Source organism: Pseudomonas sp. NPDC077649 (assembly GCF_044542855.1).
GTDB lineage: Bacteria > Pseudomonadota > Gammaproteobacteria > Pseudomonadales > Pseudomonadaceae > Aquipseudomonas.
Map to the genome: position 1 here is coordinate 471,231 of NZ_JBITVF010000001.1, position 14,634 is coordinate 485,864.

General features: G+C 68.0%; 12 protein-coding genes. 5 read left to right on the top strand and 7 right to left on the bottom strand.

Going from position 1 to position 14,634, the window contains the following annotated elements; genetic code table 11:
• Positions 1–27: 27 nt before the first annotated feature.
• Genes mpl through ACIGFL_RS02045 form a run of 3 tightly spaced genes read left to right on the top strand, consistent with a single transcriptional unit; the run spans position 28 to position 2,302 of the window.
• Positions 28–1,383, top strand: coding sequence for a UDP-N-acetylmuramate:L-alanyl-gamma-D-glutamyl-meso-diaminopimelate ligase (gene mpl, locus ACIGFL_RS02035; RefSeq protein WP_397495968.1), 1,356 nt, complete (start codon positions 28–30; stop codon positions 1,381–1,383).
• Positions 1,384–2,013 carry a flavin prenyltransferase UbiX gene (gene ubiX, locus ACIGFL_RS02040; RefSeq protein WP_397495969.1) on the top strand — a complete coding sequence of 210 codons (630 nt, stop codon included), beginning with the start codon at positions 1,384–1,386 and terminating at the stop codon, positions 2,011–2,013.
• Positions 2,006–2,302 carry a YceK/YidQ family lipoprotein gene (locus ACIGFL_RS02045; RefSeq protein ID WP_397495970.1) on the top strand — a complete coding sequence of 99 codons (297 nt, stop codon included), beginning with the start codon at positions 2,006–2,008 and terminating at the stop codon, positions 2,300–2,302. Before ubiX ends, ACIGFL_RS02045 begins: the two co-directional genes overlap by 8 nt.
• Positions 2,303–2,309: 7 nt before the next feature.
• On the opposite strand, the gene ACIGFL_RS02050 is transcribed toward ACIGFL_RS02045, so the two are convergent.
• The 6 genes from ACIGFL_RS02050 to ACIGFL_RS02075 form a co-directional block, all read right to left on the bottom strand.
• Positions 2,310–2,681, bottom strand: a complete 372-nt coding sequence (locus tag ACIGFL_RS02050) for a thiol-disulfide oxidoreductase DCC family protein (protein ID WP_397495971.1) — start codon at positions 2,679–2,681, stop codon at positions 2,310–2,312.
• Entirely contained in the window at positions 2,681–3,163 is a 483-nt protein-coding gene (locus ACIGFL_RS02055; RefSeq protein ID WP_397495972.1) for a YbaK/EbsC family protein, read from the bottom strand. The genes ACIGFL_RS02050 and ACIGFL_RS02055 overlap by 1 nt, the downstream gene beginning before the upstream one ends.
• A gap of 107 nt (positions 3,164–3,270) precedes the next feature.
• Complete coding sequence (locus ACIGFL_RS02060; RefSeq protein ID WP_122108093.1) at positions 3,271–4,137, bottom strand: MBL fold metallo-hydrolase; 867 nt, start codon at positions 4,135–4,137, stop codon at positions 3,271–3,273.
• 156 nt (positions 4,138–4,293) lie between these two features.
• Positions 4,294–6,066 (bottom strand): acyl-CoA dehydrogenase C-terminal domain-containing protein, encoded by a 1,773-nt coding sequence (locus ACIGFL_RS02065; RefSeq protein ID WP_397495973.1) that lies wholly within the window; start codon positions 6,064–6,066, stop codon positions 4,294–4,296.
• 59 nt (positions 6,067–6,125) lie between these two features.
• The gene (locus ACIGFL_RS02070; RefSeq protein ID WP_397495974.1) at positions 6,126–7,499 is read right to left on the bottom strand and encodes a solute carrier family 23 protein; all 1,374 of its coding nucleotides are present in this window, start codon (positions 7,497–7,499) and stop codon (positions 6,126–6,128) included.
• Between the two features lie 99 nt (positions 7,500–7,598).
• The gene (locus tag ACIGFL_RS02075; RefSeq protein ID WP_397495975.1) at positions 7,599–9,218 is read right to left on the bottom strand and encodes an acyl-CoA synthetase; all 1,620 of its coding nucleotides are present in this window, start codon (positions 9,216–9,218) and stop codon (positions 7,599–7,601) included.
• A gap of 141 nt (positions 9,219–9,359) precedes the next feature.
• Between ACIGFL_RS02075 and ACIGFL_RS02080 the strand changes: the two genes are divergently transcribed.
• Complete coding sequence (locus tag ACIGFL_RS02080) at positions 9,360–11,270, top strand: ATP-binding protein (protein ID WP_397495976.1); 1,911 nt, start codon at positions 9,360–9,362, stop codon at positions 11,268–11,270.
• 44 nt (positions 11,271–11,314) lie between these two features.
• Positions 11,315–11,947 (top strand): response regulator transcription factor, encoded by a 633-nt coding sequence (locus ACIGFL_RS02085; RefSeq protein WP_397495977.1) that lies wholly within the window; start codon positions 11,315–11,317, stop codon positions 11,945–11,947.
• 4 nt (positions 11,948–11,951) lie between these two features.
• Here the strand turns inward: ACIGFL_RS02085 and ACIGFL_RS02090 are convergent, their stop codons facing one another.
• Positions 11,952–14,555, bottom strand: a complete 2,604-nt coding sequence (locus tag ACIGFL_RS02090; RefSeq protein WP_397495978.1) for an EAL domain-containing protein — start codon at positions 14,553–14,555, stop codon at positions 11,952–11,954.
• Between the last annotated feature and the right edge of the window lie 79 nt (positions 14,556–14,634).

Sequence of the window (14,634 nt, forward strand, 5' to 3'; positions counted from 1 at the left end):
CGGTGTGGCCATCTTCAGAGGGCATTCATGCATATCCATATTCTCGGCATCTGCGGCACCTTTATGGGCTCGCTGGCCGTTCTGGCCAAGGAACTCGGCCACCGCGTCACCGGCTCCGACGCCAACGTCTACCCGCCCATGAGCACCCAACTCGAAGCCCAGGGCATCGAATTGATGCAGGGGTACGATCCGGCGCACCTGCAGCCGGCGCCCGATCTGGTGGTGGTGGGCAATGCCATGAGCCGCGGCAATCCGGCGGTGGAATATGTGCTGAACCAGGGCCTGCCCTACGTCTCCGGCCCGCAGTGGCTGGCCGATCACGTCCTGCAAGGGCGCTGGGTGCTGGCGGTGGCCGGCACCCACGGCAAGACCAGCAGTTCCAGCATGCTGGCCTGGGTGCTGGAGCATGCCGGCATGAGCCCGGGCTTTTTGATCGGCGGCGTGCCGCAGAACTTCGGCATCTCCGCGCGCCTGGGCGGCACGCCCTTCTTCGTGGTCGAGGCCGACGAGTACGACAGCGCCTTCTTCGACAAGCGCAGCAAGTTCGTCCACTACCGCCCGCGCACCGCCATCCTCAATAACCTGGAATACGATCACGCGGATATCTTCCCCGATCTGGCGGCCATCGAACGGCAGTTCCATCATCTGGTGCGAACCATTCCCGGCGAGGGGCTGGTGATCTATCCGGCCGGCGAAAGCGCGCTGGCGCGGGTGATCGAGATGGGCTGCTGGACGCCGGTGCAGACCACAGGCGAAGGCGGCCAGTGGCAGGCGCGCCTGCTCGCCGCCGACGGTTCGCGCTTCGAGGTGAGCTTCGATGGCAAGGTCGAGGGCGTGGTGGATTGGCAACTGACCGGCCAGCACAACGTCGCCAATGCGCTGGCTGTATTGGCCGCGGCACGTCACGTCGGCGTGGTGCCGGCGCTGGGTATCGAGGCGCTGGGCCGGTTCGTCAACGCCAAGCGGCGCATGGAGAAAGTCGCCGAAGTGGGTGGCGTGACCGTCTTCGACGACTTCGCCCACCACCCGACCGCCATCGCCACCACCCTCGACGGCCTGCGCAAGCGCGTGGGGGACGAGACCCAGGTGATCGCGGTGATCGAGCCGCGCTCCAACTCGATGAAGCTCGGTGCCCATCGCGACGGCCTGGCCGAGTCCGCCGAGCAGGCCGACGCGGTGTTCTGGTACGCGCCGCCGAACCTGGGCTGGGATCTGGCCGCCAGCGTGGCGCAGGCGCGTAACCCGACCCGCGTATGCGACTCGCTGGAGTCGATCATCGACGGTGTCAAAGCATTGGTGCGTCCCGGCACCCAGGTGGTGATCATGAGCAACGGCGGCTTCGGCGGCCTGCACGGCAAACTGGCCAAGGCCCTGGAGGGATAGATGTCAGGCCCCGAACGCATCACCCTGGCGATGACCGGCGCCTCCGGCGCGCAATACGGCCTGCGCCTGCTCGACTGCCTGGTGCAGGAGGAGCGCGAGGTGCACTTTCTGATCTCCAAGGCCGCGCAGCTGGTGATGGCCACCGAGACCGACGTGGCGCTGCCGGCCAAGCCGCAGGCCATGGCCCAGTTCCTCACCGAATACACCGGCGCCGCGCCGGGGCAGATCCGCGTCTACGGCAAGGAGGACTGGCTGGCGCCGGCGGCCTCCGGCTCCGGTGCGCCGACCGCCATGGTGGTGGTGCCGTGCAGCACCGGCACCCTGTCGGCCATCGCCAGCGGCGCCTGCAATAACCTGATCGAGCGCGCCGCCGACGTGGCGCTGAAGGAGCGCCGCCAGCTGATCCTGGTGCCGCGCGAGGCGCCGTATTCGAGCATCCACCTGGAGAACATGCTCAAGCTGTCGAACCTGGGCGTGACCATATTGCCGGCCTCGCCCGGTTTTTATCACCAGCCGCAGACCCTCGACGATCTGGTGGACTTCGTCGTCGCGCGCATCCTCAACTGCCTGGGCATACCCCAGGACATGCTGCCGCGCTGGGGCGAGCATCACCTGGTGTCGGATGATTAGCGGCCTGCGCCTGAGCGTCTTCGCTCTGGCGTTGCTGAGCCTGACCGGCTGCGCCACGGTGCGCACCCTGGATGCGGCCAAGGTCGATGCACCGGTGGTCTATGCCGGCACGCGGCTGGACTGGTATGCCATCAATGGGGGGTGCTGCCCGCTGGACCGCTTCGGCGCCGAGGCGCCGCGTTACCCGGGGCTGGACCTGCCGGCCAGCGCGCTGCTCGATACCCTGCTGCTGCCGTTCTCCCTGGCCACCGCGCTGGGGATCAGCCTGGGCGTCAGCGGCGGGCTGTAGGGCCGCGCTACCAGTGCCGGCGCCAGCGGTTCCAGCGATACAGGGCGCGGGCGAACAGGTTGTAGGCGCGCTGCGCCAGCCAATGCAGGCCGGGCAGGCGCAGCAGGCGGGCCAGCCAGCGCTGGCCGCGGGTGTGGCGGAACAGCGCGGCGAAGGCGTCCACGCCGACCAGCACCTGGCCCTGCTCGTCGCGCAGGTGCAGGCGCTCGCGCACCGGCTCCAGAGCCTGGTTCAGCTCCTCGACGGTCTGCGGCTGCCGGTGCACGTCGACCCATTCCACCGGGCAGTCGCCGCCGGCCTGCATGCGCTTGCGCTGCGCCGCGATGCCGGCGTCGCACACCGGGCAGGCGCTGTTGTAGAACACCTTGAGCTTGGCCATCAGAGGCAGGGCTCGGTTTCCACTTCCATACACACATCGATCCACTCGGCGTCGACCAACTCGGCCATGCGCTCTGGGGCGATGCGCACGGCGCTGTGGGTGGCGCCGGCGGCCGGCAGCACTTCGGCGAAGGCCAGCAGCGAGCGGTCGCAGTAGACGCTGAGCGGCGTGGCCAGGCCGAAGGGGCAGACGCCGCCGACCGGATGGCTGGTCAGTTCGACCACGGTCTGCGCATCGAGCATGCGCGCCTTGGCGCCGAAGCATTCCTTCATCTTGCGGTTGTCGATGCGCGCATCGCCGCGGGCGACGATCAGCACGTCGCGTTCGGCGATGCGAAAGGCCAGGGTCTTGGCGATCTGCCCCGGCGATACGCCGTGTGCCTCGGCCGCCAGGGCCACGGTGGCGGTGCTGGAGGGCAGCTCGATGATGTGGATGTCGGGCGCTTTGTCAGCGAGGAAGGCACGAACGGAGGCCAGGCTCATAAGGCGGTTCCCCAGGGCTGTCGAATGGTCGCGGCGGTTTTCGGCGGGCGGCCGAGCGAAGCGGCCATGCTCGCGCCGCCTGCCGAGGCCGTCAAGACCGCTTGGCCTCAACTTGCCAGCAGATGTGCCGCTTTTACCGCTTCATCGAGCCCGTAGCGGCCTTTTTCGTCGCGCGTTACCCGGCCCATGGCCACCTCCGGATCATGGGTGAACACCAGGCGCCCGCCGCGGGCGACGAGGTCGGCCAGCAGGGCTTCCTTCTCCTCGATCAGGCCTTCGGGAAAGCGGTCGTAACCCATGGTGATCGGCAGGTGCACCCAGGGCGCGCCGGGGATCAGGTCGCCGGGAAACACCACCGGCCCACCCGGCATGGCCACCTCCGGCAGCAGCTGGCCCGGGGTGTGGCCGTCGCTCCAGTGCAGGCGCCAGTCGGGGCCGAGCAGCTCGCAGCTTTCGGTTTCGTCGATCAGCTGCAGGCGGCCGCTGGCGTCCAGCAGGTCCAGCAGCTCGGGGATGTAGGAGGCGCGGTCGCGGGCATGGGGCTGGCGCGCCCGCTGCCATTGGCGGCGGCCGCTGACGAAGCGGGCGTTGGGGAACAGCAGGCGCGCCGGCTGACCCTCCTGCCAGGCGGCGAGCAGGCCGCCGGCATGGTCGAAGTGCAGGTGGGTGAGCACGACGATATCGATGTCGGCGTCGCTCAGGCCCACGGCCGCCAGGCTGTCGAGCAGCACGTGACGCTCTTCCTGCACGCCGAAGCGCTGCTTCAGCTCGGGGCTGAAGAAGGCGCCGATGCCGGTTTCCACCAGGATATTGCGCTCGTCCTCCTGCACCAGCAGGGCGCGGCAGCCGAGGTCGATGCGGTTGAGGTCGTCGGCCGGCATCCAGCGCTGCCACAGCGCCTTGGGCGCGTTGCCGAACATGGCGCCGCCATCGAGTTTCTGGCTGTTGCCGGTCAGGGTGGTCAGGGTTCGCATGGGAGGACTCTTGTTATGGGCCGAGGTGCGGCGGAGATTGTAGCCGGATGCAATCCGGGAGAGGCCTGCCGACTGTCCCCGGATTGCATCCGGGCTACGGGTAATAAAAAGGCGCGGCGCCTTGCAGAGGGACGCCGCGCAACACGCTCAAAGGTTTCAGAACTGCTCGGCAGCGAGGCCGTAGAGCGGGGCGCTGCCGCCACGAATGCTCGCCTCCAGGCTCAGGCTGCGTGGCAGCAGGCGGGCGAAGAAGAACTCGGCGGTGGCCAGCTTGGCGCCGTAGAAGGCTTGGTCTTCGCCCTGCTTGTTCTGCGCCACGGCGGCCATGCGCGCCCACATGTAGGCGTAGGCGACGTAGCCGAACAGGTGCAGGTACTCCACCGAGGCGGCGCCGACGGCGTTGGGCTCGCTCTTGGCCTGCTCCAGCAGCCAGCCGCTGACCGCTTCCAGGCGTTCCAGCGCTTCGACCAGGCGCTCGCCGAAGGGCGATTCATGGGCATGGGCGAAGTCGCGCACCTCGGCGGCGAACAGGCGCAGCGCGGCGCCGCCGTTGGCCACCACCTTGCGCCCCAGCAGGTCGAGCGCCTGGATGCCGTTGGTGCCTTCGTAGATCTGCGCGATGCGCACGTCGCGTACCAGCTGCTCCTGGCCCCATTCACGGATATAGCCGTGGCCGCCGAACACCTGCTGGCCGTGCACGCAGCTTTCCAGGCCGGTGTCGGTGAAGAAGGCCTTGGCCACCGGGGTGAGCAGGGCCACCAGCGCTTCGGCGTTCTGCCGCTCGCTGGCGTCCTCGGTGTACTTGGCCAGGTCGAGCTGTTGGCCGACGTAGCATGCAAAGGCCCGCCCGCCCTCGTTCAGCGCCTTCATGGTCAGCAGCATGCGGCGCACGTCGGCGTGTACGATGATCGGGTCGGCGATCTTGTCGTGGTTCACCGGGCCGGTAGCGGCGCGGCTCTGGATGCGCTCGCGGGCATAGGCCACCGCCGACTGATAGGACGCCTCGGCGCAGCCGATGCCCTGGATGCCGATGGACAGGCGCTCGTAGTTCATCATGGTGAACATCGCCGCCAGGCCCTTGTTCACTTCGCCAATCAGATAGCCGGTGGCGCCGTCGAAATTCATCACGCAGGTAGCCGAGGCCTTGATGCCCATCTTGTGCTCGATGGAGCCGCAGCTCACCGCGTTGCGCGCGCCGAGGCTGCCGTCGGCACCCACCATCACCTTGGGCACCAGAAACAGCGAGATGCCCTTCGGCCCGGCCGGTGCGTCCGGCAACTTGGCCAGCACCAGATGGATGATGTTCTCGGTCAGATCCTGCTCACCGCCGGTGATAAAGATCTTGCTGCCGGTGACCTTGTAGCTGCCGTCGGCCTGCGGCTCGGCGCGGGTGCGGATGATGCCCAGATCGGTGCCGGCATGGGCCTCGGTCAGGCACATGGAGCCGGCCCAGCGGCCTTCGTACATTGGTGGCAGGTAGGTGGACTTCAGCTCCTCGCTGGCGTGGGCGTCGATGGCCAGGCAGGCGCCGGAGCTCAGCGCGGAATACAGCGCGAAGCTGGAGCCGGCGGCGTAGAGCATCTCCTCGAAGGCCACGGCGAGCATCTTGGGCATGCCCATGCCGCCGTAATTCGGGTTGCCGGACAGGCCGACCCAGCCGCCCTCGGTGTAGGTGGCATAGGCCTCGCGGAAACCGGCCGGGGTGCGCACGTCGCCGCCTTCCCACTGGGCACCTTCCTCGTCGCCGCTGCGATTCAGCGGAGCGATCAGGCTGCCGGTGACCTTGGCCGCTTCTTCGAGTATGGCATCGGCGGTGTCGGCATCGACGGTTTCGGCCAGGGCCGGCAGACGTGCCCACAGGCTCGGAGCCTGGAAGACTTCATGGAGGACGAAGCGCATATCGCGCAGCGGGGCGTTGAATTCGGGCATGGTGCAACCTCGACAGCGGAGGCGCCGCGACAGGCGCGGCGCTGGGTGAACGAATGAACTCAGTCGGCCTCGGCCGCTTCGTTCGGTTTGTCCTTGATGCTGGTGAATTTAAGCAGATGGGTACGCTCGACCAGGATGTACAGCGCCGCGCCTGCCGCTAGGCCCCAGCCCGCGCCGTAGACGGCGAGCACCACACCCATGGTGCCGGCGATGCCGCGCTCGGTGTTGTTGTTGAGCTGCTCGAAACCGACCATCAGGCAGATGTAGCCGGTGAGGATCAGCGTCAGCGACAGGGCGATCGGCAGTACCGGCTGGAAGAAACTGACCAGCGGCAGCATGAACAGCGCGGCGAAACCGGTGATCCAGAAGGTGCCGGCGCCGCTGTAGATCGAGTCCATCGCCTTGCGGCCGTACTTGTAGCGCTCGGCCATGGTCGCCGCCACCGCCGTCCACAGCGGGCCGGCCAGACCCGGGTAGGGCGCGAAGAGGGCGTGCAGGGCGTTGCGGATGGCGGTCACCAGGTGGATGCGGTCGACGTTGTTTTCGATCACCTCGTCGGTGCGCAGTTCATCGGCGCGCTGCATCAGCGACTGGCCGACGATGATGTCGCCGAAGGCGATCACGTAGGCGATCACCGCGGTGGGCACGGCCAGCAGGAACACGTCCAGGCCGGGGAAGCCGACGTTGAACGGCAGGTAGTTCCACATCTCGCCGAAGGCCGGCGCGGTGATGCCCCATTTGACGTCCGGCATCTTGTACTCGCCCACGGCGATGCCGATGAATATGGCGATCAGCATGCCCGGCACCATGCCGTAGTTGACGATCTTGCGCGCCAGCGGCACGCGCTCGGTCAGGCCCTTGAACGACACCGAGAACATCAGGTACAGGCAGATCAGGCTGCCGAGGACCAGGGAGATCGGCGTGTTGGCCAGGCGGCCGCCGGCGCTGATCTCGCCCATCAGCGCGGCGATGCCGGCGCCGATGATGATGCCGCCCTTCATCGAGTTGGGGATCAGCCGCACCAGCGCGCTGCCCAGGCGGGTGACGCCGAGGAAGAGGAAGATCACGAACACCAGGAACTGCAGGGCGAACAGCGCCTGGATGGCCTGCGGGCCGGGTTCGAAGTCGCCGAGAAACAGCAGCACCACCGGAATGCCGGGGGTGATCCAGCCGGGCACCAGCGGTACGCCGAGCAGCGCCGGCAGCATGAAGCCGATACCGCACACCACCACGTAGGCCAGGGCCACGTCGTAGGGCAGGCCGAGGTATTTCTCCAGCAGCGGGATCATCGCCAGGCTGACCACGAACATGATCAGCGCCTGCAGCATCTCCGCGGTTTCCCAGCGGTAATGCACGAAGGGCAGGCGCAGCTTGAACGGGCCGAGGGGCCAGTACGGTTGTTCGTCGCCGTCACGGCGCTGGAAGATTTGCATGAGGGGTCTCCGTCGGCCGCCTGGGCCGGTTCTTGTTGTTGTGCAAACGGTTCATTCACCCCTTCCCAGCGGGAGAGGGGCCGGGGGAGAGGGTCGCTTCTACAGCGCCTTGGCCATATCGCGCAGGACGAACTTCTGGATCTTGCCGGTGCTGGTCTTGGGCAACTGGGTGAAGACCACGGTCTTGGGCACCTTGAAGCCGGCCAGGTGCTCGCGGCAGAAGGCCATGATCTCGGCGTCGCTGGCCTGCTGGCCGGTCTTCAGGGTGATGAAGGCGCAGGGCGTCTCGCCCCATTTCTCGTCCGGACGGGCGACCACCGCCGCCTCCAGCACCGCCGGGTGGCGATAGAGCACGCCCTCGACCTCGATGGTGGAGATGTTCTCGCCGCCGGAGATGATGATGTCCTTGAGGCGGTCGCGGATTTCCACGTAGCCGTCGGCGTGGCACACGCCCAGGTCGCCGGTGTGGAACCAGCCGCCTTCGAAGGCTTCGGCGGTGGCGCTGGGGTTCTTCAGGTAGCCCTTCATCACGGTGTTGCCGCGCATGAAGATCTCGCCGATGGTCTGACCGTCACGCGGCACCGGTTCCAGGGTCTTCGGGTCGGCCACCATCACCCCTTCCAGGGTCGGGTAGCGCACGCCCTGGCGCGCCTTGATGGTGGCGCGCTCCTCCAGCGGCAGTTCGTCCCATTCCGCGTGCCAGGCGCACAGCGTCACCGGGCCGTAGACCTCGGTCAGGCCGTACACATGGGTGACATGGATGCCCATTTCCTCCACCGCGCCGATCACCTTGGCCGGAGGCGCGGCGCCGGCGACCATGGCCTTGACCGGATGATCGATGGCCGCCTTGGCCTCGGCCGGCATGTTCACCAGGGCGTTGAGCACGATGGGTGCGCCGCACAGGTGAGTGACCTGCTCGTCGCGGATCAGGGTGAGGATCTTCGCCGGGTCGACGCGGCGCAGGAACACATGCACGCCCGCCAGCGCGGTGACCGTCCAGGGGTAGCACCAGCCGTTGCAGTGGAACATCGGCAATGTCCACAGGTAGACCGGGTGGTTGCCCATGGCCCAGGTCATCTGGTTGCCCATGGCGTTGAGGAAGGCGCCGCGGTGGTGATAGACCACGCCCTTGGGGTTGCCGGTGGTGCCGGAGGTGTAGTTGAGGCTGATGGCCTGCCACTCGTCCGTCGGCCACTGCCAGGCGAACGCGGGGTCGCCCTCTGCGAGGAAGGCCTCGTAGTCCAGCTCGCTGACCGCCTGGCCCTCGCCGTACTCGGGGTCGTCGACGTCGATCACCAGCGGCGGGTGGTCGAGCATGCCGATGGCGGCGTGGATCACCTCATGGAACTCGCGGTCGGCGATCACCACCTTGGCCTCGCCATGCTGCAGCATGAAGGCGATGGCCTCGGCATCCAGACGCACGTTGAGGGTGTTGAGCACCGCGCCGATCATCGGCACGCCGAAATGCGCTTCGAGCATGGCCGGGATGTTCGGCAGCATCACCGCCACCGTGTCGCCCTGGCCGATGCCACGGCCGGCCAGCGCCGAGGCCAGGCGCCGGCAGCGCGCGTAGGTCTCGGCCCAGTTGCGACGGATCGAGCCATGCACCACGGCCGGGTAGTGCGGGTAAACCGCCGCGGTACGTTCGATGAAGCTCAGGGGGCTGAGGGCGACATGGTTGACGGCGGCGCGGCCGAGACCCTGCTCGTAGATCGACATGGCGGATACACCTTTGGCTGATTGTTAGCTCTGGTTATTCCGGTAATGATGCAGGCATTACCGAAGCTTGCTGGCGATGATTTATAGGTCATTTCTATTTTTTATGGAAGATGTACCAAGGTTTTATAGAATAATTACTATATGAGTCTTTCAAGCGATCGAGCGGCCGTGCCGCTGCAGGCCTGGCTGCGTATCCAGCGCGAAGCGCCATCCCTCCACGAGCGGGCGGCCGCTTTGCGCCGCGCCGTGCTGGGCTGCCCGCAGGTGCGCCAGGCCTGGTACCTGGCCTGGCAGCCGGCCAGTCGCACCTATGCCCAGGACGATGGCGGACCGCGTTTGCCACCGGGGCAGGGGGATCCGCTGGCCGCCAGCGATCAGGCCCTGTTCGACGCGCTGACGACGCAGCCCTGCCTCAGCCTGGAGGCTGTGCGTCAGCTGCCCTGCTGGCTGGCCGGGCGCCTGCGCCGTGCCGCCATTCATCACGGTCAGGCGCTGGCGCTGAGCCTGGAGGAGGGGGGCGCCGGTCTGTTGCTGCTGCAGGTGGACGAAGACGCCGGCCTGGAGTGGCTGCCCTGGCTGCGCGAGCTGCTGGCGCAACTGGTCGGCCTGGCTGGTGGCATGAGCCGCAGTGCGCCGCTGCTGTCGGCCGATCCGCAGCCGGCGCTGCTGCTCGACGAGCGGGCGCGCCCGCTGGAGTTCAACCAGGCGCTACAGGCGCTGCTCGGCGAGCGCGCGCTGGCCCAGGTCGGCGCGCTGTTGCCGGTCAACCATGTGCCGTTGGTGCGCGCCTGCCTGGAGCAATGCCGGGCCATCGAGGCGGTGGAGGCGCAGGACGGCGAGCGCAGCCTGATCTGGAGCTTTATCCCCGATGTGGCAGAACGGCGGGTGCTGGCGCGCTGCCGCGAGGCGACCCAGGAAATTCGCGAGCAGCGCGAGGCCGCGCGGGCGCGGCGGCTGTACCGGCTGATCACCGAGAACACCACCGACCTGATTTCCCGTCATACCCCGGACGGCGTGTTTCTCGATGCCTCGCCGGCCTGCTGGACGCTGCTCGGCTACTGGCCGGAAGAACTGCGCGGCTTGGCGGTCGACGGCCTGCTGCATCCCCAGGACCAACTGCAGCAGGCCAAGCAGGCGCGCGAGGCGCTGGAGCAGGACGGCTACCACACCATGACCTACCGCATCCGCCACCGCGACGGCCACTACCTGTGGTTCGAGACCGCCAGCCGCGCCATTCGCGAAACCTACACCGGCGCGGTGGTGGAGGTGGTCAGCGTGTCGCGCGACATCACCGCGCGCATCCAGGCCGAGGAGAACAAGCGCCGCCTGGAAGACGAACTGGCGCACACCACGCGGCTGATCACCCTGGGCGAACTGGCTTCGGGCATCGCCCACGAGATCAACCAGCCGCTGGCGGCGGTGGTCAACTACGCCAGCGCCAGCCAGCGCTACCTGCAGGGCGTCGGTGGCGATCCGGCCGGTGCGGACAAGGTGGCCCAGGGCCTGGCGCGCATCACCGAGCACGCCAATCACGCCGCGGCAGTGATCAAGCGCCTGCGCGCCTTCCTGCGCAAGGGCCAGCGGCGCATGCAGGCGCTGAACCTGGCCGAGGTGGCGCGCGAGGCGGTGCGTCTGTGCAACTGGGAGGCCGGCGCGGCGCAGGTGGCGGTCAGCGACGTCTTGCCGGACAATCTGCCGCCGGTATTCGCCGACCGCGTCCTGCTGGAGCAGGTGCTGCTGAATTTGTTGCGCAACGCCATCGAGGCCAACCGCGATCAGCATCCGGGAGCGCCGTCGCAGATTCGTCTGGAAGCGGGGGAGGGCGACGGCAGCCTGATGATCCGGGTGATCGACCAGGGGCCGGGCGTCAGCGACGAGCAACTGGCCAAGCTGTTCACCCCCTTCTACACCAGCAAGGCGGACGGCCTGGGCCTCGGCCTGTCCATGAGCCGCAGCATCGTCGAAGGCTTTGGCGGGGCGCTGGAGGCCTTCCCGGCCGAGGGCGGCGGGCTGTGTCTGGAGTGTCGTTTGCCCTTGGGCAGGGACGAGTAGCCGCGAGCAACGAGAGTCATAACAACAAGAGGAGCAGCACAGGGATGCAACAACGGGTTTACGTGGTCGATGACGACCAGGGCATGCTCGACTCGACGCTCTGGCTGCTGGAATCGGTGGGCCTGAGCGGCGTGCCCTTCACCAGCGGGCGCGCCTTTCTCGACGCCTGCGATCCCAGCGCCAACGCCTGTGTGCTGCTGGACGTGCGCATGCCGGGCATGGGCGGGCTGAACGTGCAGGAGGAGATGCGCGCGCGCGGCATCGACCTGCCGGTGATCTTCGTCAGCGGCCATGCCGATGTGCCCATCGTGGTGCGCGCGTTCAAGGCCGGCGCGGTGGACTTCATCGAGAAGCCCTACAACGAGCAGCTGTTGCTCGACAGCGTGCAGCAGGCGCTGGATCGCCGTCCGTCCCGGCCCCGGCACGATCCGCGTCTGGCCGAGGTGCAGGCGCGGCTCGACCAGCTCACCCCGCGCGAGCGTGACGTGCTGTTGCCGCTGGTGCGCGGCTACACCAACCGCGAAGTCGCCGAGCAGCTCGATATCAGCGTGAAGACCGTCGACCTGTACCGCTCACGGGTGATGAAGCGCATGCAGGCCGAGACGCTGGCGGAGCTGGTGGGCATGGCCATCGCCGCCGGCCTGGTGGACGGCCTGGCGCTGCGCGAGACGACCTGACGCCTCAGCCCTGCAGGCCTGCGCCCTGGCGCACGCTGGCCGGCGTCGTGCCGTGCAGGCCGAGTTGCTCGGCCGGCTGCGGGGCGCCGTAGAGGTAGCCCTGGAAGTAATGGCAGCCCAGGCGCAGCAGGGCGTCGCGCTGCGCCTGGTTTTCCACGCCTTCGGCTATCACCCGCAGCTCCAGGGCCTGGCCCAGGGCCAGGATGGTGCGCACTATGGCGGTGTCGCTGGCGCTGCCCTGCAGGTCGTGGACGAAGCTGCGGTCGATCTTCAGCTGGTCCAGCGGCAGGCGCTTGAGGTAGCTCAGCGAGGAGTAGCCGGTGCCGAAATCGTCCAGCGAGAAGCGCACGCCGTGGGCCTTGAGCTGGCCCATCTTGCCGATCAGCGCCTCGATGTCCTGCACCAGCTGGCTTTCGGTCAGCTCCAGCTCCAGGCGCTGCGGGTCGGCGCCGCTTTCCGTCAGGGCGGCGAGCACGTCGGCGACGAAATCGGGGTGATGGAACTGGCGCGCGCTGACGTTGATTGCCAGGGTCAGCCCGGTCTGGCCCGGGTCCTGCGCCCAACTGGCCAGTTGGCGGCAGGCGCTATGCAGAATCCAGCGGCCTATCGGCAGGATCAGCCCGCAGCCCTCGGCCAGCGGAATGAACTCGCCCGGCGGCACCAGACCCCGTTGCGGGTGCTGCCAGCGCACCAGCGCTTCGACGCCGAGCAGTGTGCCGTGCTGGTCGACCTGAGGCTGGTAGTGCAGCAGCAGCTGGCCGTCGGCCAGGGCGCGGCGCAGCTCGTGTTCCAGGGCGGCGCGGGCGGTCAGCGCCTGCTGCATGCGCGGGTCGAAGAAGCGCAGGGTGTTGCGCCCGGCGGCCTTGGCTTCGTACATCGCCAGGTCGGCGTGCTTGAGCAGTTCCTCCGGCCGGTCGTGGGGCTGGGAGAACAGCGCTACGCCGATGCTGGCGCTGCTGTCGTGGCTGTGTCCGGGCAGCTCGAAGGGCTTGGCCAGGGCGCGCAGGAGCTTGTCGGCGACCTGTTCGATGGCGGCGATGGCGGCCTGCGGCTCGGGGTCGAGGTTCTCCAGCATCAGCACGAACTCGTCGCCACCCAGGCGCGCCAGGCTGTCTTCCTGGCGCAGCTGATCGAGCAGGCGATCGCCGACCTGCTGCAGCAGCAGGTCGCCCATGTCGTGGCCGAGGGTGTCGTTGAGCTGCTTGAAGTTGTCCAGGTCGATGAACAGCAGTGCGCCCTCGCGGCGGTTGCGCGCGCTGCGCGCCAGGGCGAACTGCAGGCGTTCGAGCAGCAGGCGGCGGTTGGGCAGGCCGGTCAGCGCGTCGTAATAGGCCAGTTGGTGAATCTGCTCGAGGTTCTTCTTGTGTTCGCTGATGTCGGTGGAGATGCCGCACAGGGCATAGATGCTGCCGTCGGCGGCGCGCAGCGGCAGCTTGACCGAGAGGTAGGTGCGTTCGCGCCGGCCGTTGCAGGAGCGGTTGGTTTCCTCGGTTTCCATGCGCTCGCCGCGCAGCACGCGGCGGTCGTTGTGCTGCAGCGCCAGCACGGTCTCGGCGTCGAAGAAGGCGGCGTCGGTCTTGCCGATCACCTGCGCCGGCGGCAGCCCGAACAGCTCGCAGACCTTGCGGTTGGCGTACTGGTAGCGAAATTGCGGGTCCTTGATGTAGATGTAGGCCTCGACGCTGTCGAGGATGGTGTTCAGGCGCTCTTCGCTGGCCTTGAGGTGACGGGTCTTGTCCGCCACCTGGCGGCGCAGCAGCAGGCCACCGCCGACGGCCAGCGCCAGCAGCAGGCCGAGCGTCGCTAGGCCCCACCAGAGCAGGGTGGGCACGCGCCAGCGCGCCTGCTCGCCGCCCCAGCGCTGCAGCACCTGGTAGTAGATCGAGTCGGGCGCGTCCTGCCAGACCTGTAGATGCCGGTCGATGGCGCTCAGCAGGTCGGCGTTGCGGCCCTTGCGCGTGGCGTAGAACAGCTGCGCCGGCTGGAACATGATCGGCGTGCCGGTCAGGCGGTAGCTGGGCGCGTTGAAGTCGCCGAACAGATGATTGGCCGCCACCGCATCGGCCTGGCGCGCCACCACCAGCTCGAAGCCCTGGCGCAGGTCGCGCAGCGGAATCATCTGCGCCTGCAGGCCGAAGCTGTACAGCAGGTTCTGCAGGTACTGGTACTGGATCGAACCCTCCAGTGCGGCGATGCGCAGGCCGCGCAGGTCGAGCACGCTGCGCAGCTGCACTTCCTCGTGGCTGTACAGCTGCGACCAGCTGAACAGCGACGGCACGCGGTGGAAGTCCAGCACGCGGGCGCGCTCCTCGTTGAAGGCGACGTCCGGCAGCAGGTCGATCTCGCCGTCCTGGGCCAGCTGCAGACACTGCTGCCAGGCGCAGGGCACGGGCTGCAGCTGCCAGCCCTCCTCGCGGGCGATGGCCAGCAGCAGCTCGCCGAGAATGCCCGCGGGCTGGCCCGCATCGTTCTGGAACAGCTTCGGCTCGTTGGCATACAGGCCGACGCGCACCGTACGCGCCTCGGCCAACAGCGGCCAGGCACCCGCCAGCAGGGCCAGGCACAGGGCGAACGGGCGGAGACGGATGGACGGCGTGGCGGGCTTCATGCGCGAGTCGGCTTCCCTTCGGTGGAGGTCCAACAACCTGAGTTGCAGTATGGCCTGCCGCGGCGAGGATGCGAGCTTG

Excerpts from the sequence above, each read along its gene's own strand:
- mpl (WP_397495968.1), top strand. The coding sequence starts at position 28 with ATGCATATCCATATTCTCGGCATCTGCGGCACCTTTATGGGCTCGCTG.
- ubiX (WP_397495969.1), top strand. The coding sequence starts at position 1,384 with ATGTCAGGCCCCGAACGCATCACCCTGGCGATGACCGGCGCCTCCGGC.
- ACIGFL_RS02045 (WP_397495970.1), top strand. The coding sequence starts at position 2,006 with ATGATTAGCGGCCTGCGCCTGAGCGTCTTCGCTCTGGCGTTGCTGAGC.
- ACIGFL_RS02050 (WP_397495971.1), bottom strand. The coding sequence starts at position 2,681 with ATGGCCAAGCTCAAGGTGTTCTACAACAGCGCCTGCCCGGTGTGCGAC.
- ACIGFL_RS02055 (WP_397495972.1), bottom strand. The coding sequence starts at position 3,163 with ATGAGCCTGGCCTCCGTTCGTGCCTTCCTCGCTGACAAAGCGCCCGAC.
- ACIGFL_RS02060 (WP_122108093.1), bottom strand. The coding sequence starts at position 4,137 with ATGCGAACCCTGACCACCCTGACCGGCAACAGCCAGAAACTCGATGGC.
- ACIGFL_RS02065 (WP_397495973.1), bottom strand. The coding sequence starts at position 6,066 with ATGCCCGAATTCAACGCCCCGCTGCGCGATATGCGCTTCGTCCTCCAT.
- ACIGFL_RS02070 (WP_397495974.1), bottom strand. The coding sequence starts at position 7,499 with ATGCAAATCTTCCAGCGCCGTGACGGCGACGAACAACCGTACTGGCCC.
- ACIGFL_RS02075 (WP_397495975.1), bottom strand. The coding sequence starts at position 9,218 with ATGTCGATCTACGAGCAGGGTCTCGGCCGCGCCGCCGTCAACCATGTC.
- ACIGFL_RS02080 (WP_397495976.1), top strand. The coding sequence starts at position 9,360 with ATGAGTCTTTCAAGCGATCGAGCGGCCGTGCCGCTGCAGGCCTGGCTG.
- ACIGFL_RS02085 (WP_397495977.1), top strand. The coding sequence starts at position 11,315 with ATGCAACAACGGGTTTACGTGGTCGATGACGACCAGGGCATGCTCGAC.
- ACIGFL_RS02090 (WP_397495978.1), bottom strand. The coding sequence starts at position 14,555 with ATGAAGCCCGCCACGCCGTCCATCCGTCTCCGCCCGTTCGCCCTGTGC.